The sequence below is a fragment of the Shinella agrisoli genome (genome assembly GCF_046557955.1).
GTDB lineage: Bacteria > Pseudomonadota > Alphaproteobacteria > Rhizobiales > Rhizobiaceae > Shinella.
The window spans coordinates 18,511-40,527 of record NZ_JBJIEP010000006.1 but is presented as its reverse complement, the minus strand read 5'-3'; the positions used below and the strand labels follow the sequence as shown (position 1 = coordinate 40,527).

Annotated in this window: 25 protein-coding genes; 9 read left to right on the top strand and 16 right to left on the bottom strand. The window is 69.1% G+C overall.

Translation table 11 applies throughout. The features are described 5' to 3' along the window. Nucleotides 1–50: 50 nt before the first annotated feature. From ACIIOY_RS07580 to ACIIOY_RS07570, 3 genes are all read right to left on the bottom strand, one after another. A complete protein-coding gene (locus ACIIOY_RS07580; RefSeq protein ID WP_411034035.1) occupies nucleotides 51–1,022 on the bottom strand; it encodes an ABC transporter permease in 972 nt (323 codons plus the stop codon). A gap of 11 nt (nucleotides 1,023–1,033) precedes the next feature. Further along, entirely contained in the window at nucleotides 1,034–2,545 is a 1,512-nt protein-coding gene (locus ACIIOY_RS07575) for a sugar ABC transporter ATP-binding protein (RefSeq protein WP_411034034.1), read from the bottom strand. Between the two features lie 85 nt (nucleotides 2,546–2,630). Continuing rightward, a complete protein-coding gene (locus ACIIOY_RS07570) occupies nucleotides 2,631–3,611 on the bottom strand; it encodes a sugar ABC transporter substrate-binding protein (RefSeq protein WP_411034033.1) in 981 nt (326 codons plus the stop codon). Nucleotides 3,612–3,810: 199 nt separating this feature from the next. Here ACIIOY_RS07570 and ACIIOY_RS07565 point away from each other — a divergent pair, with 199 nt between their 5' ends. The 6 genes from ACIIOY_RS07565 to ACIIOY_RS07540 all read left to right on the top strand — a co-directional run bounded on the left by ACIIOY_RS07565 (nucleotide 3,811) and on the right by ACIIOY_RS07540 (nucleotide 8,893). Further along, a complete protein-coding gene (locus ACIIOY_RS07565; protein WP_411034032.1) occupies nucleotides 3,811–4,434 on the top strand; it encodes a glucose-6-phosphate isomerase family protein in 624 nt (207 codons plus the stop codon). Nucleotides 4,435–4,462: 28 nt separating this feature from the next. Beyond that, complete coding sequence (gene eda, locus ACIIOY_RS07560; RefSeq protein WP_411034031.1) at nucleotides 4,463–5,116, top strand: bifunctional 4-hydroxy-2-oxoglutarate aldolase/2-dehydro-3-deoxy-phosphogluconate aldolase; 654 nt, start codon at nucleotides 4,463–4,465, stop codon at nucleotides 5,114–5,116. After that, entirely contained in the window at nucleotides 5,113–6,066 is a 954-nt protein-coding gene (locus ACIIOY_RS07555; RefSeq protein ID WP_411034030.1) for a shikimate dehydrogenase family protein, read from the top strand. The genes eda and ACIIOY_RS07555 overlap by 4 nt, the downstream gene beginning before the upstream one ends. Further along, entirely contained in the window at nucleotides 6,063–7,001 is a 939-nt protein-coding gene (locus ACIIOY_RS07550) for a phosphoglycerate dehydrogenase (protein ID WP_411034029.1), read from the top strand. Before ACIIOY_RS07555 ends, ACIIOY_RS07550 begins: the two co-directional genes overlap by 4 nt. 6 nt (nucleotides 7,002–7,007) lie before the next feature. Continuing rightward, the gene (locus tag ACIIOY_RS07545) at nucleotides 7,008–7,871 is read left to right on the top strand and encodes an MBL fold metallo-hydrolase (RefSeq protein WP_411034028.1); all 864 of its coding nucleotides are present in this window, start codon (nucleotides 7,008–7,010) and stop codon (nucleotides 7,869–7,871) included. 131 nt (nucleotides 7,872–8,002) lie between these two features. Then, nucleotides 8,003–8,893, top strand: a complete 891-nt coding sequence (locus ACIIOY_RS07540) for an SIS domain-containing protein (protein ID WP_411034027.1) — start codon at nucleotides 8,003–8,005, stop codon at nucleotides 8,891–8,893. A gap of 14 nt (nucleotides 8,894–8,907) precedes the next feature. On the opposite strand, the gene ACIIOY_RS07535 is transcribed toward ACIIOY_RS07540, so the two are convergent. The 7 genes from ACIIOY_RS07535 to ACIIOY_RS07505 all read right to left on the bottom strand — a co-directional run bounded on the left by ACIIOY_RS07535 (nucleotide 8,908) and on the right by ACIIOY_RS07505 (nucleotide 17,402). Then, the gene (locus ACIIOY_RS07535) at nucleotides 8,908–10,059 is read right to left on the bottom strand and encodes a DUF2218 domain-containing protein (RefSeq protein ID WP_411034026.1); all 1,152 of its coding nucleotides are present in this window, start codon (nucleotides 10,057–10,059) and stop codon (nucleotides 8,908–8,910) included. After that, nucleotides 10,056–10,850, bottom strand: coding sequence for an ABC transporter ATP-binding protein (locus ACIIOY_RS07530; protein ID WP_411034025.1), 795 nt, complete (start codon nucleotides 10,848–10,850; stop codon nucleotides 10,056–10,058). The genes ACIIOY_RS07535 and ACIIOY_RS07530 overlap by 4 nt, the downstream gene beginning before the upstream one ends. Next, entirely contained in the window at nucleotides 10,847–11,896 is a 1,050-nt protein-coding gene (locus ACIIOY_RS07525) for a FecCD family ABC transporter permease (RefSeq protein ID WP_411034277.1), read from the bottom strand. The genes ACIIOY_RS07530 and ACIIOY_RS07525 overlap by 4 nt, the downstream gene beginning before the upstream one ends. Before the next feature lie 11 nt (nucleotides 11,897–11,907). After that, nucleotides 11,908–13,035: an ABC transporter substrate-binding protein gene (locus tag ACIIOY_RS07520; protein WP_411034024.1), complete on the bottom strand. Its 1,128-nt coding sequence runs from the start codon at nucleotides 13,033–13,035 to the stop codon at nucleotides 11,908–11,910. Between the two features lie 70 nt (nucleotides 13,036–13,105). Beyond that, on the bottom strand, nucleotides 13,106–15,652 hold the full coding sequence (locus tag ACIIOY_RS07515; RefSeq protein ID WP_411034023.1) for a TonB-dependent siderophore receptor: 2,547 nt from the start codon (nucleotides 15,650–15,652) through the stop codon (nucleotides 13,106–13,108). Nucleotides 15,653–15,815: 163 nt separating this feature from the next. Next, on the bottom strand, nucleotides 15,816–16,769 hold the full coding sequence (locus ACIIOY_RS07510; RefSeq protein WP_411034022.1) for a FecR family protein: 954 nt from the start codon (nucleotides 16,767–16,769) through the stop codon (nucleotides 15,816–15,818). A gap of 120 nt (nucleotides 16,770–16,889) precedes the next feature. Then, entirely contained in the window at nucleotides 16,890–17,402 is a 513-nt protein-coding gene (locus ACIIOY_RS07505) for an RNA polymerase sigma factor (RefSeq protein WP_411034021.1), read from the bottom strand. A 205-nt stretch (nucleotides 17,403–17,607) separates the two neighbouring features. Between ACIIOY_RS07505 and ACIIOY_RS07500 the strand changes: the two genes are divergently transcribed. After that, the gene (locus ACIIOY_RS07500; protein WP_411034020.1) at nucleotides 17,608–18,225 is read left to right on the top strand and encodes a flavodoxin family protein; all 618 of its coding nucleotides are present in this window, start codon (nucleotides 17,608–17,610) and stop codon (nucleotides 18,223–18,225) included. A gap of 16 nt (nucleotides 18,226–18,241) precedes the next feature. Here ACIIOY_RS07500 and ACIIOY_RS07495 read toward each other — a convergent pair whose 3' ends face one another. From ACIIOY_RS07495 to ACIIOY_RS07485, 3 genes are all read right to left on the bottom strand, one after another. After that, nucleotides 18,242–18,445, bottom strand: coding sequence for a hypothetical protein (locus ACIIOY_RS07495; protein ID WP_411034019.1), 204 nt, complete (start codon nucleotides 18,443–18,445; stop codon nucleotides 18,242–18,244). Between the two features lie 62 nt (nucleotides 18,446–18,507). Next, nucleotides 18,508–18,813: a hypothetical protein gene (locus ACIIOY_RS07490; protein ID WP_411034018.1), complete on the bottom strand. Its 306-nt coding sequence runs from the start codon at nucleotides 18,811–18,813 to the stop codon at nucleotides 18,508–18,510. A gap of 85 nt (nucleotides 18,814–18,898) precedes the next feature. Beyond that, the gene (locus ACIIOY_RS07485; protein ID WP_411034017.1) at nucleotides 18,899–19,129 is read right to left on the bottom strand and encodes a hypothetical protein; all 231 of its coding nucleotides are present in this window, start codon (nucleotides 19,127–19,129) and stop codon (nucleotides 18,899–18,901) included. A gap of 360 nt (nucleotides 19,130–19,489) precedes the next feature. On the opposite strand from ACIIOY_RS07485, the gene ACIIOY_RS07480 reads away from it, so the two are divergent. Next, complete coding sequence (locus ACIIOY_RS07480) at nucleotides 19,490–19,879, top strand: BON domain-containing protein (RefSeq protein WP_411034016.1); 390 nt, start codon at nucleotides 19,490–19,492, stop codon at nucleotides 19,877–19,879. Between the two features lie 25 nt (nucleotides 19,880–19,904). On the opposite strand, the gene ACIIOY_RS07475 is transcribed toward ACIIOY_RS07480, so the two are convergent. Further along, nucleotides 19,905–20,399, bottom strand: a complete 495-nt coding sequence (locus tag ACIIOY_RS07475; protein WP_411034015.1) for a BON domain-containing protein — start codon at nucleotides 20,397–20,399, stop codon at nucleotides 19,905–19,907. 143 nt (nucleotides 20,400–20,542) lie between these two features. On the opposite strand from ACIIOY_RS07475, the gene ACIIOY_RS07470 reads away from it, so the two are divergent. Beyond that, nucleotides 20,543–20,827, top strand: a complete 285-nt coding sequence (locus tag ACIIOY_RS07470) for a DUF2188 domain-containing protein (protein ID WP_411034014.1) — start codon at nucleotides 20,543–20,545, stop codon at nucleotides 20,825–20,827. Here ACIIOY_RS07470 and ACIIOY_RS07465 read toward each other — a convergent pair. After that, complete coding sequence (locus ACIIOY_RS07465) at nucleotides 20,817–21,455, bottom strand: UdgX family uracil-DNA binding protein (RefSeq protein WP_411034013.1); 639 nt, start codon at nucleotides 21,453–21,455, stop codon at nucleotides 20,817–20,819. The genes ACIIOY_RS07470 and ACIIOY_RS07465 overlap by 11 nt on opposite strands. 37 nt (nucleotides 21,456–21,492) lie before the next feature. Then, nucleotides 21,493–22,008 (bottom strand): sigma-70 family RNA polymerase sigma factor, encoded by a 516-nt coding sequence (locus ACIIOY_RS07460; protein ID WP_411034012.1) that lies wholly within the window; start codon nucleotides 22,006–22,008, stop codon nucleotides 21,493–21,495. Between the last annotated feature and the right edge of the window lie 9 nt (nucleotides 22,009–22,017).

The following is a 22,017-nucleotide window of genomic DNA, read 5'->3' as shown; positions in this document are numbered from 1 at the left end:
CCTGTCCTCCGCCTCCTCCGCGGCCCCGGAAGGGGCCGGCATGCCCGCGCCTAGCGGCGCAGCCAGTTGGACGCATATTGCAGGAGCATGGCGCCGATGATGATGCAACCCATGAAAACCTGCTGATGATAGCCCGGCACGCGGGCAAGGTTCATCATGTTGGCGATGATGCCGAGAACGATGACGCCGATGAAGGTGTTGAAGGCGCCGCCGCGCCCGCCCATCAGGCTGGCGCCGCCGATGACGACGGCCGCGATCGCGTCGAGTTCCGCGCCGACGCCGATATTGGCCGAGCCGACGCCCGTGCGGCTGGCCGAAACGACGCCCGCGGCCGCGGCGAGCACGCCGGAGATGACGTAGACGGACATGGTGTACCAGGCGACCGGTATCCCGGACAGCCGGACGGCCTCGTCGTTCGAACCGATCGCCTTCACCAGGCGCCCGTAGCGCGTGAACGTCAGCACCGTTCCGGCGACCAGGAAGACGACGGTCATCAGGATGACGGGATAGGGGATGCCGGCAAGGGAGCCCGAGCCGAAAGCCGTTATCAGCGCGCCGCTGTCGCCCATCACGATCGGCTGGCCCGCCGAGATGATGAGCGAAAGGCCGCGCGCCACCGTCATCATCGCGAGCGTCGTCACGAAGGGCGGCAGCTTGAGGAAGGCGACCAGGACGCCGGAGACGAGGCCGCAGGCCGCCCCCGCAAGAAGCGTCGCGCCGAGCGCAAGGCCCGGGCCGTACTGCTGGATGAGGATCGCCGAAAGCACGCTGCCGAGGGCGGCAACGGAGCCGACCGACAGGTCGATGCCGCGCGTCAGGATGACGAAGAGCATGCCGACGGCCATCAGGCTCGTACCGGAGATCTGGCGCAGCACGTTGAGGATGTTGCGCTCGGTCAGGAACACGTCCGACATCGAGGCGGCGACGATCACGAGCGCCACGAGAATGGCGATGGTGCCGTAGCGTTGCAGGATATGGCTGAGGTTCAGCGACGGGCGTGCGGTTTCGGCAAGGTCTGTCATGGCGGTCCCCATCAGTTCACGACCATTTTCTCGGGCGAGGCGGCGGGGCTCACCATCGCAAGCTTCAGGAGTTTTTCCTCGGTATAGTCCTGCGGGCCGAGCGCCCCGGTGATCCGGCCCTCGCGCATCACCAGGATGCGGTCGCAAAGGCCGAAGAGCTCGAGGTGCTCGGAGGAGATGACGAGCACCGCGCGTCCTTCCGCCGCCAGCGACTTGATCAGCGAGTAGATCTCCATCTTGGCGCCGACGTCGACGCCTCGCGTCGGCTCGTCGAAGATCAGGATGTCGCCGCCGGCATGAAACCACTTGGCGAGCACGACCTTCTGCTGGTTACCGCCCGAAAGGCTCGAGGCCGGGTCGCCGAGGCTGCCGGCCTTGAGGCGCAGCCGGCGGGCAAGGTCGCCGGCGACCGCCTGTTCCCGCGCCCGGCGCACGAAGCCGAGCCGGTTCACCAGCGGCGCGAGCCTGGCCATCGTCGCGTTGACGCGGATCGGGAAATCGAGGATGAGCCCCTGTTCCTTGCGGTTTTCCGGCACAAGGCCGATGCCGGCCCTGACCGCATCGCCCGGCGAGCGGATCGCCGTTTCCTTGCCGCGGATGAAGATGCGGCCGGATTGCGCGCGTTCCGCGCCGAAGACCAGCCGGACGAACTCCGTGCGCCCGGCCCCCACCAGCCCGCCGAGGCCGACGATCTCGCCGGCGCGCACCGTGAGCGACACGCCCTTGATCCGGTCCCCGTCGGTAAGGTCCTCGACGCGCAGCACCTCCTCGCCCGGCGTGCGGGCGACGTCCTCGCCGAACAGCGCCTTCAGCGAGCGGCCGACCATCATGCGGATGACGTCGTCGATCTCGACCTCGTCGCGCCCGACGGTGGCGACGGAGGCGCCGTCCTTCATGACCGTGATGCGGTCGGCGATGCGGAACACCTCGTCGAGGCGGTGCGAAATATAGATGACGCCGACGCCGCGGTCGCGCAGCGTGCGGATGATGCCGAGCAGGCGTTCGGCGTCCTGCACGGAGAGCACCGCGGTCGGCTCGTCGAACACCATGACCCGCGCATTGCGCGACAGCGCCTTGGCGATCTCGACCACCTGCTGGTGCGCGACCGAAAGATCGCCCACGGTCGCGGACGGATCGATCGCGAAGCCGAGGCTGTCGATGAGCGCCTTCGCCCGGCGATTGAGGTCGCGCCAGGAGATGACAGTGGGAATCTCCGAAAGGAAGATGTTTTCGGCGACCGTCAGGTCCGTGGCGAGCGCCATTTCCTGGTGGATGATTGCAATGCCCTTGGCGATCGCGTCGGACGGCGCGCGGAAATGCGGCTCCTCGCCGGCAACCTCGACGGTACCGGCGTCCGGCCTGTATTCCCCGCCGAGCACGCGCATCAGCGTCGACTTGCCGGCGCCGTTCTCGCCGAGCAGGGCATGCACCTCTGCGGCCCGGAGCGCGAAATCCACGCCCTGCAGCGCGCGGACGCCGCCGAAGGACTTGCGGATGCCTGAGAGCTGAACGAGGTTTTCCATGGACCTGCGATGTCTTTCCATGTTCGCGGAGCGAAATGCGGCGGACGGGCCATTCGCGGCCCGCCCGCCCCGGGAGGATCGGCGGTCAGAAGACGGCGTCGGCCTTGTAGTACTGGTCGACATTGTCCTTGGTGATGGCCACCGGCGTCGTATAGGTGATCTTGGACGTATCGGCGGGCAGCTCGCCGTCCAGCGCCTTCTTGGCAAGATCGACCGCCGTCGAGGCGACGAGCGCCGGGTCGTTGAGGCCGGTCGCGCCGTAGGAGCCGTCCTTGATCATCTCGAGCGCTTCCTTCTGGCCGTCGGCGGCGGCCAGCAGCAGCACGCCCTCGAGGCGGCCGGCCTGTTCCAGCGCCTTCTTGGCGCCCAGCACCATGGAGTCGTTCTCGCCGAGCACGACGTTGATGTCCGGGTTGGCGACGAGCAGGTCTTCCATGGCCTTCAGGCCGCCCTCGTGGCCCCACAGGCCCCAGCCCTGGCCCACGACCTCGAAGCGGGCGCGGCCCTCGTTCTTCAACTGGCCCTCGAGCAGGCCGGCGAGCACGCCGAGACGGCGCTCCTGGCCGACTTCATTGCCCTTGTCGCCTGAAAGGAGGGCAATCTTCAGTTCCTTGCTCTTCGTCTGGTCGGCGAGCCACTGGCCGACCAGCATGCCGTTCTGGCTGTTGGAGGACTGGACGAGCGTGACGAAGTTCGCGGCCGGGTCGAGCGTGGAATCGATCACGAAGACCTTCACGCCCGCGGCCGAGGCGGCGTTGACGGCCGGAACCATGCCCTTGCTGTCGCGCGGATTGACGATCAGCGCGCCGATGCCCTGGGCGACCATGTCCTCGATATCGGCGATCTGCTTGTTCAGGTCGTTCTGGGCGTCCGCCGAGATCACCTCGCAGCCGAGCTCCTCCGCATGCTTCTTGGCGGAAACCTCCTGGGCGGCGAAATAGGGCGCGTCGAGCGTCTTCATGGAAATGCCGATCTTGCAGTCCGCCGCCTGCGCGGCGCCGATCGCAAGCAGCGAGGCTGCGGCGGCCATGGCGATTTTCAGGGCAGTCTTACCTGTGCGGGTCATGATTACTCCTCCGGGTGGAACGCGATCGATCGCGAGCCATTTCTCTTGGCTGAAATGTAGCGTAGTTACAGATAATTTTATCGTCAACATAATTTTTGGGCAGATTTAACGAATTTTTGCACTGCATCATGGCGATTTTTCCTCTTGCACGTCCATGATCCGTAATTTATGTAATTTCACTACGAAATTGGAGGCGATCATGTTGAGAGAACCGGTCATCAACGTCGTCGACCCGGAGACGGGCGGCATGGGGGGCAGGACGGGCCGCTACGAGAAGCGGCTAACCGACCTGGAAGGCCTCTACGAGGATGCCGCGGCCCATGCCCGGCTGACCGCCGCGCTCGGCAATCCCGTCGTCTACGCCGTCGAGGACTTCCGGCCCGGCGACCATGCCGGCGACCTCATCTACGGCGTCACCCGCATGAGCCCGGGCCGCATCGCCGACGAATTCTACCTGACGCGCGGCCATATCCACGCCAAGGCGGACCGGCCGGAGATCTACTACGGGCAGAAGGGCAAGGGCCTGATGCAGCTGGAATCGCCCGCCGGCGAGACGCGCATCGTCGAAATCGGCCCGCAGACGATCTGCTATGTGCCGCCCTACTGGATCCACCGCTCGATCAACATCGGCGAGGAGGACCTGGTGATGGTCTTCGCCTATCCCTCCGACAGCGGACAGGACTACGGCATCATCGAAGCCTCGAACGGCATGCGCCACCGGGTGAAGACCGACGGCAAGGGCGGCTGGCGGCTCGCCGAGAACCCCGCCTACCGCCCCCGCACCGATACGACCGTCGAAAGCCTGATGAAGCGATACGCCTGAGCCGGCCGGCGGCTGCAAGGAGAAAACCATGGCCAATCCCATCGACCTCATCGCCGGCCTCGGCGTCGTGCCCGTCATCGCGATCGAACGCGCCTCCGACGCCGTGCCGCTCGCGGACGCCCTTCTGGAGGGCGGCCTGCCGGTCGCCGAGATCACCTTCCGCACGCAGGCGGCCGCCGAGGTGCTGGCCGCCATCCGCGATGCGCGGCCGGAGCTGTGCATCGGCGCCGGCACCATCCTCGACGAGGAGAGCCTGCGGCGCGCGGTCGGGAGCGGCGCCCGCTTCGCCCTTGCGCCCGGCTACGATCCGCAGATCGTCGACGCGGCGAAGGCGGCCGGCCTGCCGTTCTGCCCCGGTATCATGACGCCGAGCGACCTGACGCTGGCCGCGGCCCGCGGCGTGCGGCTCGCGAAGTTCTTCCCGGCGGGCCTTGCCGGCGGGCCGAAGGGGCTTGCCGGCATTGCCGCGCCCTTCGCCCATCTCGGCGTGCGCTTCATCCCGACCGGCGGCGTCACGGAGGCGACGATCGGCGAGTGGCTGGCGGTCCGGCAGGTCGTCGCCGTGGGCGGCACGTGGATCGCCAGGACCGAGGACATCCGCGAGGGCCGCTTCAAGGACATTGCCCGCAACGCCGCCGAAGCCGTGAAGGCGGCAAGGCTTGCCCTGGAGAAGCGCGCGTGACCCGGTACCAGCCAGCAACCCGGCCGACGCTCTACTTCATCGGCGTCACCACCGGCAAAAGCTCGATCATGAAGGTCTTTCCCGCCTGGGCCGACTATCTCGGCCTGAAGGACGCCGTCATCAAGGGCATCGACTTCGAGCTGCACGACACGCCGGACGCCTATCGCGCCGCCGTCGAGTTCATCCGCGACGACCCGCTCTCCAGGGGCGCGCTCGTCACGACCCACAAGATCGACCTCTTCGCCGCCTGCAAGGACCTCTTCGACGTCGTCGATCCGCATGCGAGGCTGATGGACGAGACGAGCTGCATCTCCAAGCGGGACGGCAAGCTCGTCTGCCACGCCAAGGACCCGATCTCCTCAGGCCTCGCCATCGACGGCTTCCTTGGCGAGGGCTATTTCGCCCGCACCGGGGCCGACCTCTTTTCCATGGGCGCCGGCGGCTCGACCATCGCCCTGACATGGCACCTGATGCGCCGCGCGCGCGGCAACGACGTGCCGGGCCGCATCGTCGTCTCCAACCGCAGCCGGCACAGGCTCGACGAGATCCGGCGCATCCACGAGAGCATCGCGACGGACGTGCCCGTCGACTACGTGCTGGCGCCGAAGCCCGAAGACAACGACGCCGTGCTTTCCAGCCTCAAGCCCGGCTCCCTGGTGATCAACGCGACGGGGCTCGGCAAGGACGCTCCCGGCTCGCCGCTCTCCGATGCCGCCGTCTTCCCGGAAAAGGCCGTCGCCTGGGACCTCAACTATCGCGGCGACCTCATCTTCCTCGACCAGGCACGCCGGCAGGGAAAGGCCCGCTCGCTGCGGATCGAGGACGGCTGGACCTATTTCCTTCACGGCTGGACGCAGGTGATCGCCGAGGTCTTCGCGATCGACATCCCCGCATCCGGCCCCGTGTTCGACCGCATTTCCGAGATTGCAAGCGAGGCCGCCGGACGATGAGCGCCGATGCCCGAATCCTCGTCACCCCCCGCTCGCTGACCGCCGAGCCGCACCCCGACATCGAGCGGCTGCGCGAGAACGGCTTCGAGATCGTCTATTCCCGCGCCGGCCGGACGCCGACGGAGGATGAGCTGGTCGAGCTCGTGCCGGACTGCGTCGGCTGGCTGGCCGGCGTCGAGCCCGTGACGCCCCGCGTCGTCGAGGCCGCCGGCAGCCTCAAGGTCATCAGCCGCAACGGCGTCGGCGTCGACAACCTGCCCGTCGACATGCTGGCGCAGCGGGGCGTCAAGGTCGTGATCGCCGAAGGCGCCAATGCGCCCGGCGTCGCCGAGCTCACCATCGGCATGATGTTCAGCGCCATGCGCTCCATCCCGCTTGCCGACGCGGGCATCAAGGCCGGCGCCTGGCCGCGCGTGCGCGGCATGGAGATCCGCGGGCGCACCGTCGGCATCGTCGGCTGCGGCGCCATCGGCCGCGAGGTCGCCCGCATGGTCGCGGCGCTCGGCGCGAAAGTCGTCGCCTACGATCCGCTTCGCCCCAATCTCGACCTTCCCTCCTCCCAATTCGCCTATCGGGAGATCGACGACATCCTCGCCGAAGCCGAAATCCTCTCGCTCCATTGCCCGCTGCCGAAAGACGGCTCCGCCCTGCTCGATCGCCGCCGCCTGGTGCGCGTGCGCGACGGGCTCGTGCTCGTCAACACCGCGCGGGCGCGGCTGATCGACGAGGAGGCGCTGATCGAGGCGCTGGAGGACGGCAGGATCGGATGGTACGCGACCGACGTCTTCGAGCCGGAGCCGCCGGTCTGCCTTCGCCTGGCCGGGCACCCGCGGGTGATCGCGACCAGCCATATCGGCGGCTTTACCGCGGAGAGCGTCGACCGCGCGACGCGGATCGCGGCGGACAACCTGCTGGCCGCGCTGAGGAACGGATAGAAGACGATGGCGGGGACGCTGCGCGAAGGACCGTTCGAAGGACCGCTGGAGGATGCGCTCGCCGGCGGTCCCGGCTCTGCGCTGCGCCTTTACTGGCTCGGCCAGGCGGGCTTCGTCATCGACATCGCCGGAAGACGCCTCGTCGTCGATCCCTATCTTTCCGATTCGCTCGCCACCAAGTACCGCGGCACGCCCTATCCGCACGTGCGCATGATGCCGGCGCCCATCGCCCCGGCCGCGCTGACGCATGTCGACTTCGTGCTCTGCACCCACGCCCATACGGACCACATGGACCCGGGTACCCTGCCCGGCCTCTTCGCCGCCAACCCGGCGGCCGAGCTCATTGCGCCGCGGGCCGTGCGCCACGCCGCGCTGGAGCGCTCGGGCCTCGATGCCGCGCGCATCCGGCTCGTCGATGCCGGCGAGCGGATCGCGCTCTCGGCCGGCCTCCACGTCACGCCGACCCGCGCGGCACACGAGACGCTCGAGCGCGACGAGGCCGGCAACCACCGCTTCCTGGGCTACGGGATCGCCGCCGCGGGCGTCACGCTCTGGCATGCCGGCGACACGGTCCCCTTCGACGGCCAGGTCGGGGAGGTCGAGCCGCTTCGGCCCGACATCGCCCTCCTTCCCGTCAACGGCCGGCGGCCGGAGCTTTCCGAGCGCGGCATCGCCGGCAACCTCACGCTCCGCGAGGCCGTGGCGCTCGCCCGCTCCGTCGGCGCCTCCGCCATGATCGCCCATCACTACGGGCTCTTCGCCTTCAACACGGCCGATCCCGAAGAGATTGATTCGACAGCCAAATCGACGGACGATCCGGCCGTGTCGCGCGCACGGCCCGCAATCGCCTTCGAATGGGCGCCTGGCTAGGGCGTCTTGCATGCGGGCGGATTTGCCTGCGTGCGGAAAAGATGCTCTAGATTCAATATGTAGAGCGTGCCTTGCGCGTCCTTCCGCACGCGCGGCGCGCTGGCATGGAGCCGACAGGAGATCTTGCAGGCATGGATACGGATTCGCGCACCGACGGCCGGAACCTTGGCGGACGCAACATCATCGAGCTCATCCGCACGATGCGGCCGGACCTGCGCAAGTCGGACCGCAAGGTCGCCGACGTGGTGCTGGAGGATCCGCGCAGGATCCTCAACGCCACGGTGGGCGAAACCGCCGCCCTTGCGGATGTCAGCCAGCCGACCGTGCTGCGCTTCACGACCGCGATCGGCTGCAGCGGCTTTCCGGACTTCAAGATCCGGCTGGCGCAGAGCCTGGCGCTCGGCACGCCGGCCACCCACTCGGTGCTGCTCGACACGGACGAGCCGGAAACGGTGGCCGAGAAGATCTTCGACTATACGATGACGAGCCTGGACTGGGCGCGCTCCCGGCTCGACAAGCAGGCGCTGCACAAGGCGATCGACGTGCTGACGGAGGCGCGCTCCATCGTCTTCTTCGGCTTCGGCGCCTCCGGCATCGTCGCGCGCGACGCGCAGCAGAAGTTTCCGCTGTTCGGCGTGCCCTGCGGGGCCGAGCTCGATTCGCACCAGCAGGTCATGGTCGCCTCGATGATGAAGCCCGGCGAGGTCGCCTTCGTCATCTCCAACACCGGCACGACGCGCTCGATCATCGAGATCGCCCGCATCGCGCGGGAGAACGGCGCGACCGTCATCTGTCTGACCGGATCGGACTCGCCGCTCACCAGCTATTGCGACGTGTCGCTGATCGTCGAGACGCTCGAGAACACCAACATGTACACGCCGACGATCTCCCGCATCGCCGCGCTCGTCGTCATCGACATCCTGTCGACCAGCGTCGCCATGCGCCGCTCCCCGGAGCACCAGAGCCGCGTGCAGCAGATGAAGCGCCAGCTCTCCGACATGCGCCGCATGCAGCCGATCTGAGGCGCCCCGCCCGTTCAGCGCGAGAGCGGGTTGATCCGCGTGCCGATCGAGGCCGCCGCCTTCGACAGGCGTTCCAGGCGCTCGGCTCCGTCCTCGCTCCAGCCCCTGCGCCAATAGGCGGTTACGAGATGGGCCTCCTTCGGCAGGCGCCAGGCCTTGCGCAAATGGGCGCGCACCGCCTTGAACGCCTTGAACTCGCAGGACACCCAGGCGAACAGCCCGCCGACATCGGCGGGCACCGGCAGCGCCTCCACGGCATCCTGCAGCACGGTCGTCGTTCCCGCCGGCGCCGGCCCGCGGTGCAGCCAGCGCACGTCGATGCCGGTGCGGTTGGCGATACGCTGCTCCTCGTGCGCGCCGGCGACCTCGATCAGCGCGACGCCCCGCGCCTGCGCGGGCAGGGTTTCCAGGAGCCGGGCGATGGCGGGCAGCGCCGTCTCGTCCCCCGCAAGCAGGTAACGCGCGGCCGGCGGGACCGAGCGGCCGCCGGGTCCGACCAGGCCGACGGTATCGCCGGGGCGGGCATCGGCCGCCCAGGCGGAGCCCGGCCCGGCATCCTCGTGCAGCACGAAATCGATGTCGAGCCAGCCGGCATCGGGGTCCACGGCGCGGATCGTGTACTTGCGGACCGCCGGCCGGCCCGGCCCGGCGGGCCAGGCGAAGCGGCCGTGCCGGTCGAGGGCGGGCCATTCCGGCACCCGCCCGGCAGGCGGGATCAGCAGCTTGCAGTGGAGGTCCCGGCTGCTGGCAAAGCGCGCGAGGGCCGGTCCGACAAGGCGTATCCGCCGCATGTGCGGCGTCACGGCGCGCACATCCACGACCGTCATCAGCCGGAAGTTCGGCGGCGCGTCGAGGACGCTTGCGTCCCCCTCCCATGCGATCGAACCGGCGGGCAGGCGGGCGAATTCCTCGACATGCTCGGCAAGCTCCGTCTTGACCTCGTGGAGGAACGCCGCATCGGGCGCCTCCGCCTGCAAAAGGAGCGTGTCGCCCTCGGCGCGCAGGATGCCGCGGCAGAACTCGAAGGCCACGACCGTTTCGCCGCCCTGCCCCTCGGCGATGCGCGCGCCGTGATCCACGAGATGGGCGGCGACGGCGGGGATGAGACGCTGCGGGTCGCGCAGCCTCACCCGGGCGCGGGCGACGAGTGGAAGGGTCCGGTTCATGGCGCCTTCTCCTTGAACGGTTCCTCAACGACGTCCTCGATGGCAATCCGCAAGCCATCGCCGGCGGAAACGCGCGCCTCGACGCCGTAGACCTGCCGCAGCATGCCGGGGGTGACGACCTCCCGCGGGGTGCCGGCGGCAAACAGCCCGCCCTCGCGCATGACGACGATCCGGTCCGCCCAGCGGGACGCCATCTCCAGGTCGTGCAGCACCACGATCACGATGCGTCCCTCCCCCGCCAGCGAGCGGATCGTGCGCATGACGCGGAACTGGTGGCGCAGGTCGAGCGCGCTGACGGGCTCGTCGAGCAGCAGCAGCTTCGGATCGGCGACGAGCGCCTGGGCGAGGCTGGCGATCTGCTTCTGCCCGCCCGAAAGCCGGCCGAGCCGGGCGAGCGCCAGAGGGAGGATGCCGAGCCGGCCGAGGATGCCGGCCGCGCGCTCGCGCGCCTTGGCGACCGGACAGTCCGGCTGCGAGACCTTGAGGGCCGTCATGACGCTGTCGAGCACGGTCAGGCCGATGTCGCCGGGAAGCGCCTGCGGCATGAAGCCGACAATCCCTGCGCGCGCGGCCGGCCCGGCCGCCAGAAGGTCGCGCCCGCCGAGCGTCACCGAGCCCGCCGCGGGCAGGAACCCGGCGACCGCTCTCAGCAGCGTCGACTTGCCCGCGCCGTTCGGGCCCGCCAGCACCGTCACCGTGCCCTCGGCGAGCGAAGGCAGGGTGATGCCGGCGACGACCGGCCTGCGGCCGTAGCCGGCGGAAAGGGCCTTTATGGCGAGGGCGTCCGTCATGCCTGCGGCCTTCTCGATCGGTGGATGAGCAGGATGAAGACCGGCAGGCCGACGAGCGACGTCACGATCCCCACCGGCAGCAGGAGGCCGGGAACGAGCGCCTTCGACAGGATGGAGGCGAGCGACATCACCAGAGCGCCCGTAAGAAGGCTGGCGGGCAGGAAGAAGCGATGGTCCTCGCCCGTCAGCAGCCGCGCGATATGCGGGCCGACCAGCCCGACGAAGCCGATCGTGCCGACGAAGGCCACGGCCGTCGCGGCGAGCAGGCTGGCGCGCAGCAGGGAGAAGAAGCGCAGCCGCGCGACATCGACGCCGTAGCTGCGCGCCCGCTCGTCGCCGAGGCGCAGCGCCGTCATCCGCCAGGCGGAAAGCAGCGAGAAGGGAACGATCGCGGCCACCGCGCCCCCGAGGATCGCGACCGGCGGCCAGTCGGCCTCGGCGAGGCTACCCATGCCCCAGAAGACCAGCTGCTGCAGCGAATCGGGCGAGGCGACGAGCTGGACGAGCGCCACGAGGGCGTTGAAGGTGAAGACGAGGGCGATGCCGAACAGGACGAGCGTTGCGACGTCCGATCCCCTGCCGCGCGCGAGGAACTGCAGGAAGAGCACCGAGGCGAAGGCGAAGAGGAAGGCGTTGGCGACGACGGCGAGATGCGGCGGCAGGAACGGCAGGCCGAGGCCGAGCACGATGGCGAGGGCCGCGCCGAAAGCGGCGGCCGAGGACACCCCGAGGGTGAAGGGGCTGGCGAGCGGGTTGTCGAGGATGGTCTGCATCTCGGCGCCGGCGAGCGAAAGGGCGGCCCCGACCAGGAGCGCCAGCAGGGCGGCGGGAAGCCGGACCTGCCAGACGATCACCCGGAGCGCCGGCGCCGTCTCGGGCGCGCCCGTCAGCGCGCCCCGCAGGTCGGCGGCCGAGACGCCGGACGGCCCCGTCAGCAGGTCGGCCAGCAGGGAAACCGCCATCAGCACGCCGAGGAGCGCGACGGTCGCGGCGCGGCGGCGCGCCAGCCGGCGATGGCCTTCGATGATCCCGGCGGCAAGGCCCATCCCCTCCGCCGTCACGGCCCGGCCTCCCCGCCGGCCGGCGCGAGATCGACCCACATCGTTCCCGTCAGGGGAACCGCGAGGAAGCGGCGGTCGATCTCGGCGAGGGTTTCGGCGGGATCGACATCGGCGAAGCGCTCGGGATGCACCCACCGCGCCATGGCCTCGATGGCGACGATGTTGATCCCGGAAATGGCCAGCGCGTGCCACAGGCCGTGCGCCCGGCCGGAAGAGGCCGCCGGCGTCTGCGCAAGCCCCGGCCGCCGCAGCGCCTTTTCGAGGGAGGCGCGCGCCTGCTCGGCGCTGTAGGACGGCGCGACGGTCAAGCCGCCGGCGGCCTTCATATAGGCTCCGCCCGTGCCGATATAGACCGCCGGGCCGGCGGCGAGCGCGTATTCGGGGCTGATCTGCCCGGCCATGCCGGGCACGAGGTCCGCGCCGAGATTGCGCCCGCCGACGAAACCGACGAAGTCGCCGATGCCCTGCCCGGCGCCCGCGACGAGGCAGCAGGCGCCCCGCCCGGCATGCGCCTCCAGGAGGACGAGCGGCCGGCCGGCCTCGCCGAGCCCCGCGAGCCGCGCGCGGATGCGCTCCAGCCGCGATCCGACGAAATCGGAGAAGGCGCGGCCTTCCGCCTCCCGGCCGATCAGGACGGACAGCCGCCTGAGCCCGGAGGCGGGTTCCGCATCGCGCAAGGACGGCGTCAGCGCGAGCACGGCCACGGCGATGCCCGCCGCTTCCAGCTGCCGGATCGCAACGCCGGCGCGGTTGTCGTAGGGGTCCAGCACGACGAGGTCCGGCTGGAGCGCGATGAGTGCCTCGACCGCGGCCGGCCCCGACCGCAGTTCGCCGATGTCGGGCACGGCGTCGATCGCCGGCACCTTTCGGCGGAACGCCGCCAGCGCATCGGCGTCGAGCCGGGCCCTGTTCCAGCCCGCCAGCAGGCCGACCGGATCGCGGGCGATGGCGGCGAGGCCGACCAGCCCCATGCCGTCCGTCAGCACGATCCTCCCGGCCGGCTTCCCGATCGTCACCGTCCGGCCGGCGTCGTCCGTGATGGACAGGGCATCGGCCGCGGCCGCGCAAACCGGCAGGAGGAGGCACAGGGCCAGAAGCAGGGCGCGAAAGCGGATGGATTTCATGGCATCTGTATCCGGCACGCACGAGGCGGCTGCATCCGGATGCCGCCGCCCTGCCGCGCTCTCCTGCCGCCTACCACTCGTAGCTCAGCTTGAACGAGACGGCGCGCCGCTTGCCGTAGGAGCAGGTGCCGTAGCCGTTGCAGGCCGCGACATAGTGCTTGTCGAGGAGGTTCTCCGCCGAAACCCGCGCCTGCAGCCCCTCGTACTTCTCGTCGAGCGCACCGAAATCGTAGCCGAGCGAGGCGTCGAGGACCGCGAAGGCCGGCACCTTCGACGGCTGGCCGGCATAGGCATATTCCGTCGCGCCCCAGACATTGCTGTCCGTCGCATAGCTCGTGCCGACATAGCGCACGCCCGCGCCGAGGCTCCAGCCGTGGCCGGCACGATCTTCGGGAACGGTGTAGTTCAGCCAGAGCGAGGCGGTGACATCCGGAACGCCGACGACATGGCGGTCCAGCGCGACACCCTGATACTCCTTCCAGCGCATCTGCTGCCACGTGGCGGCGGCGATGACGTCGAGCCCTTCGGCCAACTGCGCCCGCGCTTCGAGCTCGATGCCCCTGCTCGTCGCCCGCGTGTCGTCCGTGAAGCAGCGGTCCAGCGGGCCGGCGGACGGGAAGGCGCAGGCCGCCTGCGCCCCGACCCCTTCCTTCTCGCCCGCGAACGCGGTGGCGCTCCAGAACAATTCGCCGTCGCCGGACTGGTAGCGCAGGCCCGCCTCCACCATTTCGCCCGTATAGGGCTTCAGCATGGTGCCGTCGTACCGGAAGCTCGGCTGGGGATTGAAGGAGGTGGAATAGCTGACGAAGGGCGCAAGCCCGTTGTCGAAGAGATAGACGGCGCCGATGCGCCCGGTGAGCGCGGAATCCGACGACGAGGCCCTGCTGGAAAGGCCGTTCAGCGTGACGAGGGTGGAGCTCGACGCATCGACCTTGTCGTAGCGCAGACCGCCGAGGAAGCGCCAGTTCCCGAGCGCCACCTGATCCTGCACATAGGCGCCGGTCTGCCGGTAGGGCTGCTCGAAGACGCGGAACGTGCCGAAAGCGTTGGGGGTCACGCCGCGCACCGGGTTGAAGATGTCGATGGTCGGATACTGGAACCGGTCCCAGCCGTCCTCGTGCCCGCCCGTCAGCCGCTGGTGGTCGATGCCGAAGACGAGCGTGTGCTCGGCCTCGCCCGTGTTGAACCTCCCCTCGGCGAAGACGTCGCCCGTCAGCGAGGTGTTGTCGTGCTCGGCCAGATAGATGGTGCGCATCATCGTGGTCGGATCGACCATCGCCGTGTAGTCCATCGCCCGGGTCGTGCTTTCCAGCCGGCCGTAGCGCGCCCTGGCGGTCACCTTCCAGTTCTCGGTGAAGCTGTGCTTGAACTCCATGCCGACGGCGGATTCGGTGCGGCTGTATTCGTCCCAGTCCGGATCGCCCTGCCAGAAGCTGGCCGGCACGCGGCCGTAGCCGGGAATGGGCAGGACAGAGCCGTAGGCGGGCAGGAAGCCCGCATCGGCCGCCTGCGGATCGCGCTGGTAGAGCGCGCTCAAGGTGAGGCTGGTCTCGTCCGTCGGCGCGAAGGTCAGCGACGGGGCGAGCAGGACGCGCTCGCCCTTCTGGTAATCGACGCCGTTGCCCTCGATCCTGCCGAGGCCGACGAAGCGATAGGCGAACTGGTCGCCGAGGGGGCCGGTCAGGTCGACGCCGGCGGCCGCGCTGTCGTAGCTGCCGCCGCTGACGAAGACGCGGCCCTTCTTCTCGAAGCTCGGGCGCTTGGACACGAGGTTCACCACGCCGCCCGGCGTGCCCGCGCCGAAGAGGGCCGAGGACGGCCCCTTCACCACCTCCACGCGCTCCAGCATCCACGGGTCGAACTGCACGGTCGTGCGGTCGGAAAAGCGCCAGCGCATGCCGTCCAGCGTGCTGGCATACTGGGCCGCGGCCGAAAAGCCGCCCTCGCCGCGAACGAAATAGCTGTCGTGGCGGTCGGCCTGTCCGCCGGCCGTGCCGGTGACGACGCCGGGCGTGTAGCGCAGCGCCTCGCCGACGGTGCTGACGCCCTGCTGCTCCATCTGCTCGCCGCCCACGACGTTGACGGTCTGCGGCGTCTCGATGATCGGCGTGTCGGTGCGCGTGCCGCTCGCCGCATTCCTCGCGATGATGCCGTCCACCGGCCCCCAGGCATTGCCGCCCTCGCCCTCGACCCTGATCGTCTCCAGCCGCGTCGAGCCGTCCTGCACGCCGAGTCCCTGGCCGCCGGCCGCCGCCGGATCGACGATCGTGACGGTGTTGGCGCCGGTGAAGCGCCAGGCAAGGCCCGTGCCGGCCAGAAGGCGGTTCAGCGCCTCCTCGCGGCCGAGCGTGCCGGCAACGCCGGGCGACCGCTTGCCGCGCACCAGCGCGGCCGGATAGAGGACCTGGAGATCGGAGACGTCGCCGTAGCGCGCTATGGCGGCGGCAAGCGGGCCGGCCGGAATGAGATAGCCCGTCGCCGATGCGGCCTGCTGCGCCCGCGCCGGCGCCGCCGCGATCGCGGTGCAGAAGGCCGCCGATGCCAGCAGCGCCAGCCCCAGGCCGCCGATCCGGCCCCTGGCCGCGCCCGAAAGTCTACCCCCGAAAGACCTTGTCATGCCCCTGTCGCACTCCGTTCCTGCCTGCCAATGCCCTTCACGAAGGCACCTGAAGCAAGGACGAATCTCGAAGCCGCCCACCTCACCCCCAAAGTGGAAAATAATCGTCAGGATTTTATTCTGCCCGACCGGGGCCCCGCGATATGGGGAGAGGCGTGCGCCCTCAGACGGGGTGCAGGATGACCAGCCAGGGCGACAGCTCGAACGTGCGCACCGGCAAGGACGTGCGGATCGCCTCGAGCACGCCGTCGGGGTCGCTCACGTCGAAGATGCCGCTGACGCGCATGTTCAGCAGCCGCCCGTCCGTGACGCGGATGGTGCCGGCGCGATAGCGATTGACGTCGGCCAGGACCTGCCGCAGCGGCCGGTCCTCGAAGATCAGCTTGCCGCGCCGCCACGCGACTTCGGATGCGACATCGACGGAGGCGACGTCGCTCAGCCGCTGCCGGTCGTAGGTCACGTACTGGCCGGCCTTGACAACCGCGTCGCGCCGGTCCGGGCCGGTGACCGAAACCGCGCTCTCCTCGACCGAGACCGTGACCGTGCCGGACCATTCGTGCACGACGAAGCGCGTGCCGAGCGCCGTCGCGCTGCCTTCGGCGGCATGAACGGTGAAGGGACGCCGCGCGTCCTTGGCGACGTCGAAAAAGGCGCGGCCGCGCACGAGGCGCACGCCGCGCGCCGTCGCGCCATAGTCGAGCGCGATCGCCGAATCCGCGTCCAGCTCGACCGTCGTGCCGTCGGAAAGCGCCACGGTGCGCCGTTCCCCGGTTCCGGTGGCGTGATCGCTCGTCAGGAAATCCGGCGGGCCGACGGCGACCGCCGCGACCCCGGCGGCAAGGGCCGCCGCGCCGCCGGCCAGGAAGGCGCGGCGGGACGGCCGCGGACGACAGGCCGCCTGCGGGGCGGGCCTTGCGCGCGGATCGGGGATGCGGTCGAGGTCGGTCCAGATGTCCCCCAACCGGCCGTATTCCGCGCGGTGGCCCGGATCCGCGGCCATCCAGGCCGCATGGGCGGCCCGCTCGGCCGGCGTGGCGTCGCCCGAATGGAGGCGCACGAACCACGCCAGGGCCTCGTCACGCACCTTCCGCTCTGCCTCGTTGTCTGTCTTTGCCATCGGCGATACCGGCTATTTCCTTCCAAGCGGGGCCGGGCTTTCAGCGAACCGGGCGTCCGATACAAAGACGAATTCCGTAGGGCTGCACCTCACCCGCGTCAAACGCATTTCTCCCTTGTCCTAGTCGGTCACATCGCTCAGCCGGTCGCGCAGATGCGCCAGCGCCTTCATGACCAGCTTCTCCACCGCGCTTTTGGTGATCCCGAGCTCGCGGGCGATTTCCGCATGGCTCAGCCCGTCGATCTTGTGCATCAGGAAGACCTGCCGCTGCCGGGGCGGCAGGTCGGATACGGCCCGCTCCAGCAGGTCGAGGCGCTGGCGGTAGTCGACCACCGTCTCGGGCGACGGCCTCTCGTCGGCGCAGTCGGGATCCTCCGCCAGGGAAAAACGCCGGTCGAAGGCCTGCCGGGCCCTGATATGGTCCGTCGCCTGGTTGCTCGCCATGCGGAACAGGTAGGACCGCGGGTTCTTGATCTCCGCTTCCGCCGAGACGTTCTGCAGGCGCAGGAACGTGTCCTGCAACACGTCCTCCGCCTCCACATTCGATCCGAAACGCCGCGAGAGATACCGCGACAGCTCCTTGTAGCTGGCGGCAAAACCTTCGAGGATCGTTTTCCTGGTGTCACCGGACATCTATCGGGGTCTATTCCTCGTCTTGCGGGTGACGTCAAAGAGGCAGCGGAACCGACCGTCCGAATGCGCCGGGCCGGGATCGACACATAAAATATTGAACCCGGCTGTCAAGTTTCATACGGCGGCCGGGCCCCGGTCAACAGGGCTCCCGGAACATTCGGCAGGCGTGGCGGTTGGTGCCCCGTACCGACCGGAGAGGCGAACGATGACCCTGACCGCACTGGCGCTCAACTGCACCCTGAAGACGAAGACGGCGAAGGAGCCTTCCTCCACCCAACGCATGCTGCAGCTTCTTGCCGCCGCGATGCAACGCCATGACGTGACGACGGAATTCATCCAGCTTGCCGACCACGACATCAAGCCGGGCGTCACCTCCGACGAGGGCGAGGGCGACGCGTGGCCGGCCATCCGCGAGAAGATCCTCGGCGCCGACATCCTCGTCATGGGCACGCCGATCTGGATGGGCCAGCCGTCGAGCGTGTGCAAGCGGGCGCTGGAACGCATGGACGCCTTCCTCGAGGAAAAGGACGGCAAGGGCCGCATGGTCTCCTACGGCCGGGTCGCCGCCGTCGCGGTGGTCGGCAACGAGGATGGCGCGCACCATGTCTCAGCCGAACTCTTCCAGGCGCTCAACGATGTCGGCTTCACCATTCCGGCCAATGCGGTGACCTATTGGGTCGGCGAGGCGATGGGCTCGGTCAATTTCGTCGATCTGGAGCAGATTCCAGAGGTCGTACGCTCGACGCTCGACCTCGTCGCGCGCAACACGGCGCACCTCGCGCGCCTCCTGCGGAAAGAGGCCTATCCGGGCGAGGAAGAGTGACGCCGCAGAATGGGGCTCAACGCAGGCCCCGCCCGGCCAGCGCGCCGGGCTTGAGGGCCTGCTTGGCCGGTTCGTCGTTTTCATCCGGGTTGGGAAGCGGCGTCTCGTCCGGCAGCCGGTCCGGTTCCGGCTCCTTGACCGGCGGCGTCGGCTCGTCGATGGGCGGAAGGTCGGGGACGGGGTTCGGACCGGGATTGGGATCGTTCGGAATGATGGCCATGGCAATCTCCTTTCCCGCCCAAACCGCCGCGCGACGCGATTGTTCCTGCGAAAAACGGCCCGCTACCGCACCAGGACATTCTGCGCGCCGGCCTCGCGGAAGGCCTGCTCGGCCTTCAGCACGTCGGCGTCCGTGATATCGGCGGATACCCGGATGTCGCCGTGAAGCGGCGCGTCCGCGCGGGCGCCGTCCTCGACGACGTCTCCGCCCGAGGGCGCCGTGCCGACGGTGTTGTCCTGCGCGCTCGCCTCCACGAAGACGTTGGCGCGGGCGATGCCGCATTGCTGCACGAGGCGCTCGACCGCCCGCTCGGCGCTTTCCCGGGTCGGGAATTGCGCCCACATGGTTTTCACGCTGTCGTCGGACATTGCACCACTCCTCTTCTTCAGGGACCGGGTACCAACGCGGGCGAGGAGGCTGCGGTTTCATCGCCCCACGGCTTTCGTCCGCAAATCAGGCGTCGTCCTTCGTGTAGAACATGCGGGCGGACGCCTCGATGATCGAACGGTGCTTCACCGGATCGAAGGTGACGGCGGGGAACGTCTCGAAGAGATACCGCGCGAAGCTCTCCTTCGCCTCATCGGAAGGATCGAACCAGGGCTGCGACGTCAACTCGTCGAAAAGGTGCTTCAGCGCGCCCAGTTCTTCCGGCTCGAAGGTTCCCTTGGAAGTGTAGCTGCCCACGCCCGCCTCCTCTGTGCGATCAGGGCAGATCGTAGAGCGGCCGTCCTGCGATTCAAAGCGGGAACAATGTACGAAACCGTACGAAGCTTGCGGAAAGTGCTGGAGCATTTCCGGTGAAAACGGGCCGGAAATGCTCTATCCCTTTGTTTCCACGCAATTCCGGACGCAAAACCGCTGCGCACTTCTGCCGGAATTGCTCTAGCTTTGGCGGCGGTTCTCCTGGTTCCGCCCCCGGACCATGATGCGCTCGTCGGCATCCGCAAGGTCGATGGCGGGCGTCGTGAGCTTGCCGGTTTTCCCCGTCATGGAACATTTCATGGCATCCCCGGTTCGGTCTTGTCCCGGTCGATGGAGGAACCGATGCCCGAAAATCCATCCCTTTTCCAGCAACTGCCCTGGCGGAAAGACACCCGCAACGAAGCCGGCAACCGCCCGGATCTCGACTTCGGCAGCAGCGCTTCCCCGGCGGCGCGCCATCGCGGCAAGGGTCCGAAAGGTTACGAGCGCCCGGATGCGCGCATCCACGAGGAGATCTGCGAGCGCCTTGCCGAAGACGGCGACATAGACGCCTCCAGGATAGAGGTCTCCGTCTCCGGGGGAGAGGTGCGGCTGAGCGGCTTCGTCGACACGCCGCGCGAAAAGCACCTGGCGGAACGGCGCGCGGAGGCGGTCCTCGCCGTCCGCCATGTCCGGAACGACATCCGCATCATGGTTCCGGGCGAGCCGATCGCGACCGAAACAGGCCATTGACGCCGCCCTTGGGCCGCGGGCGCTTCTATTCCCCGGAATCGCGCGGAATGTGGCTATCGACGCCGCGCGTCAAAAGCCCGCCGGCGCGCACCTCGCGCACGCCCTTCACCCGGCCGAAGAGAGCGACGAGATGGCGGCGGTCGTCCTCGCTGTCGACGGCGCCGTCCAGCACGGCGATGCCGTCGCGGATGGTGAAGCTCAACGAGTCCAGGTCGACGCGGCCGTCCTCTTCCAGCGCCTCCGCGATGCGCGCTTCGAGATCGTCGTCCGCGACGGCCTCCCCGCCGTCGTCGGCGAACGGCAGCGGCGCGCCGTCGACGTCCCGCGCCGCGGGATCGCCGGCCACCGCGATGCCGTCGCCGTCCGCCTTGTCGAGGCCGGCGTCGGACGCTCCATAGGGCGCGTTCCGTGCTGCGCGGCGGGTATCCTCGTCGTCCGCGTAGGGCCAGCCGTCACGGATGTCCCTCTGCTCGTAGTCGCGAAACTCCTCTTCCCGGGAGGCATTCTTGCGCTCGTTCATCGCCTGGCTCCTCATGTCCGATGGTTCGGTAGGCGAACCGATCAGGCGGGCCTTTGTTCCGCATCCGCCGGGAACCATTCGTGCCGCCGCCGGTTGGTCTTCCCATGGATTCAAGCGCCATTAATCGAGCGATGGAGGGAAAGATGCCCGTCACCTATCATGTCGTGCCGCACGAGGACGGCTGGGCCTACCGGCTGGACGACGTCTTTTCCGAAACCTTCCCGAACCATGCCGCCGCGCTCGCAGCGGCGCGCCTTGCGGCGGAGCGCCATGAGAGGTCCGACGAGGATCGCTTCATCTCCTACCAGTCCGAGGACGGCCGCTGGCACCACGAGGTGGCCGCCGCCGCCGACCGGCCGCAGGCCGAGGTCGAGGATTCGGCGCAGACGGCGACGGAGCGCTCCCGCTCCGAGGGCCTCACTCCGTAAGGAACGGCTTCATCTTCTGCAATTCCGCCACGAACCGCGCCCGTTCCTGCGCCGCGTCGGGCCGCCCCCGGCTGCGCAGGAGGGCCGAGGGATGCACGGTGATCAGGACGGGCACGCCGTTTTCCGCCTCGACGATGCGCCCGCGGTCCGCCGTCACGGCGTAACGCTTTCCCAATACGGCGAAGGTGGCGGTCGCCCCGAGCGCGACCAGCAGGGCCGGCTTTATCCGGTCGATCTCGCCGCCGAGCCACCAGGCGCATTGCCGGACCTCGCCGGCATTGGGTTTCTCATGGATGCGCCGCTTGCCGATCCGCCTGAACTTGAAGTGCTTGACCGCATTGGTGAGGTAGCAGTCAGCGCGGTCGATGCCGGCCTCCTCCAGGCAGCTTTCGAGGAACCGGCCCGCCGGCCCCACGAACGGCCGGCCGAGCTGGTCTTCCCGGTCTCCGGGCTGCTCGCCGACGAGAACCACCCGGGCATGCCGTGCGCCTTCGCCGAAAACGACCTGCGTCGCGTCCCGGTAGAGGTCGCATCGCCGGCATTCGGCCGCCTCTTCGCGCATCCGTCCGAGCGCGCCGGCGGCGTGTTCCTGAAAGGCCGGGCCAACGGCAATCGCTTTCTTCAGCATGGTCCTGTCCGGCCGGCGGCAACCGGGCGCTGTTCCGTCACAGGGCGCCGGGGCGGCCGATCTCCTCCTCCAGCATCTTGCGCGCCCGGTTGACGCGGCTTTTCACCGTTCCGATCTCGCAGGCGCAAAGACGCGCCGTATCGATGTAGCTCACGCCCATGGCCACGAGCAGCAGCGTCCGGCGCGAGCCGGGCGGAATGCGGCCGAGGGCCGAGCGAAGCTCGCTGCGGCGCACGGCCCATTCCTGCGGCGCGGCGACGCCCGTGCGCTCGACAAAACCCTCGTCGAGCCCGACGACCTCCCGGCACCGGCGGCGATACTCGGTGTTGAACGTGTTGCGCATGATGGTGAAGAGCCAGGAGCGCAGGCGCGTGTCGGGGCGGAACTGGTGGGAGGACCGCAGCGCGCGCATCACGGTTTCCTGGATCAGGTCCTCGCGGTCGCAGGCCGAGCGGGTCAGCCGCTGGGCAAACCGGCGCAAGGCCGGAAGCTGCGCCTCGATGGAAGCATGCACCGAGAAGGCGGACGATTCGGGAAGCTGAATATCGTTCATTTGTCCCTC

What these genes read in the sequence shown, in the direction of transcription:
- ACIIOY_RS07580 (WP_411034035.1), bottom strand. Translation starts at nt 1,022, where the DNA reads ATGACAGACCTTGCCGAAACCGCACGCCCGTCGCTGAACCTCAGCCAT.
- ACIIOY_RS07575 (WP_411034034.1), bottom strand. Translation starts at nt 2,545, where the DNA reads ATGGAAAACCTCGTTCAGCTCTCAGGCATCCGCAAGTCCTTCGGCGGC.
- ACIIOY_RS07570 (WP_411034033.1), bottom strand. Translation starts at nt 3,611, where the DNA reads ATGACCCGCACAGGTAAGACTGCCCTGAAAATCGCCATGGCCGCCGCA.
- ACIIOY_RS07565 (WP_411034032.1), top strand. Translation starts at nt 3,811, where the DNA reads ATGTTGAGAGAACCGGTCATCAACGTCGTCGACCCGGAGACGGGCGGC.
- eda (WP_411034031.1), top strand. Translation starts at nt 4,463, where the DNA reads ATGGCCAATCCCATCGACCTCATCGCCGGCCTCGGCGTCGTGCCCGTC.
- ACIIOY_RS07550 (WP_411034029.1), top strand. Translation starts at nt 6,063, where the DNA reads ATGAGCGCCGATGCCCGAATCCTCGTCACCCCCCGCTCGCTGACCGCC.
- ACIIOY_RS07545 (WP_411034028.1), top strand. Translation starts at nt 7,008, where the DNA reads ATGGCGGGGACGCTGCGCGAAGGACCGTTCGAAGGACCGCTGGAGGAT.
- ACIIOY_RS07540 (WP_411034027.1), top strand. Translation starts at nt 8,003, where the DNA reads ATGGATACGGATTCGCGCACCGACGGCCGGAACCTTGGCGGACGCAAC.
- ACIIOY_RS07535 (WP_411034026.1), bottom strand. Translation starts at nt 10,059, where the DNA reads ATGAACCGGACCCTTCCACTCGTCGCCCGCGCCCGGGTGAGGCTGCGC.
- ACIIOY_RS07530 (WP_411034025.1), bottom strand. Translation starts at nt 10,850, where the DNA reads ATGACGGACGCCCTCGCCATAAAGGCCCTTTCCGCCGGCTACGGCCGC.
- ACIIOY_RS07525 (WP_411034277.1), bottom strand. Translation starts at nt 11,896, where the DNA reads ATGGGCCTTGCCGCCGGGATCATCGAAGGCCATCGCCGGCTGGCGCGC.
- ACIIOY_RS07520 (WP_411034024.1), bottom strand. Translation starts at nt 13,035, where the DNA reads ATGAAATCCATCCGCTTTCGCGCCCTGCTTCTGGCCCTGTGCCTCCTC.
- ACIIOY_RS07515 (WP_411034023.1), bottom strand. Translation starts at nt 15,652, where the DNA reads ATGACAAGGTCTTTCGGGGGTAGACTTTCGGGCGCGGCCAGGGGCCGG.
- ACIIOY_RS07510 (WP_411034022.1), bottom strand. Translation starts at nt 16,769, where the DNA reads ATGGCAAAGACAGACAACGAGGCAGAGCGGAAGGTGCGTGACGAGGCC.
- ACIIOY_RS07505 (WP_411034021.1), bottom strand. Translation starts at nt 17,402, where the DNA reads ATGTCCGGTGACACCAGGAAAACGATCCTCGAAGGTTTTGCCGCCAGC.
- ACIIOY_RS07500 (WP_411034020.1), top strand. Translation starts at nt 17,608, where the DNA reads ATGACCCTGACCGCACTGGCGCTCAACTGCACCCTGAAGACGAAGACG.
- ACIIOY_RS07495 (WP_411034019.1), bottom strand. Translation starts at nt 18,445, where the DNA reads ATGGCCATCATTCCGAACGATCCCAATCCCGGTCCGAACCCCGTCCCC.
- ACIIOY_RS07490 (WP_411034018.1), bottom strand. Translation starts at nt 18,813, where the DNA reads ATGTCCGACGACAGCGTGAAAACCATGTGGGCGCAATTCCCGACCCGG.
- ACIIOY_RS07480 (WP_411034016.1), top strand. Translation starts at nt 19,490, where the DNA reads ATGCCCGAAAATCCATCCCTTTTCCAGCAACTGCCCTGGCGGAAAGAC.
- ACIIOY_RS07475 (WP_411034015.1), bottom strand. Translation starts at nt 20,399, where the DNA reads ATGAACGAGCGCAAGAATGCCTCCCGGGAAGAGGAGTTTCGCGACTAC.
- ACIIOY_RS07470 (WP_411034014.1), top strand. Translation starts at nt 20,543, where the DNA reads ATGCCCGTCACCTATCATGTCGTGCCGCACGAGGACGGCTGGGCCTAC.
- ACIIOY_RS07465 (WP_411034013.1), bottom strand. Translation starts at nt 21,455, where the DNA reads ATGCTGAAGAAAGCGATTGCCGTTGGCCCGGCCTTTCAGGAACACGCC.
- ACIIOY_RS07460 (WP_411034012.1), bottom strand. Translation starts at nt 22,008, where the DNA reads ATGAACGATATTCAGCTTCCCGAATCGTCCGCCTTCTCGGTGCATGCT.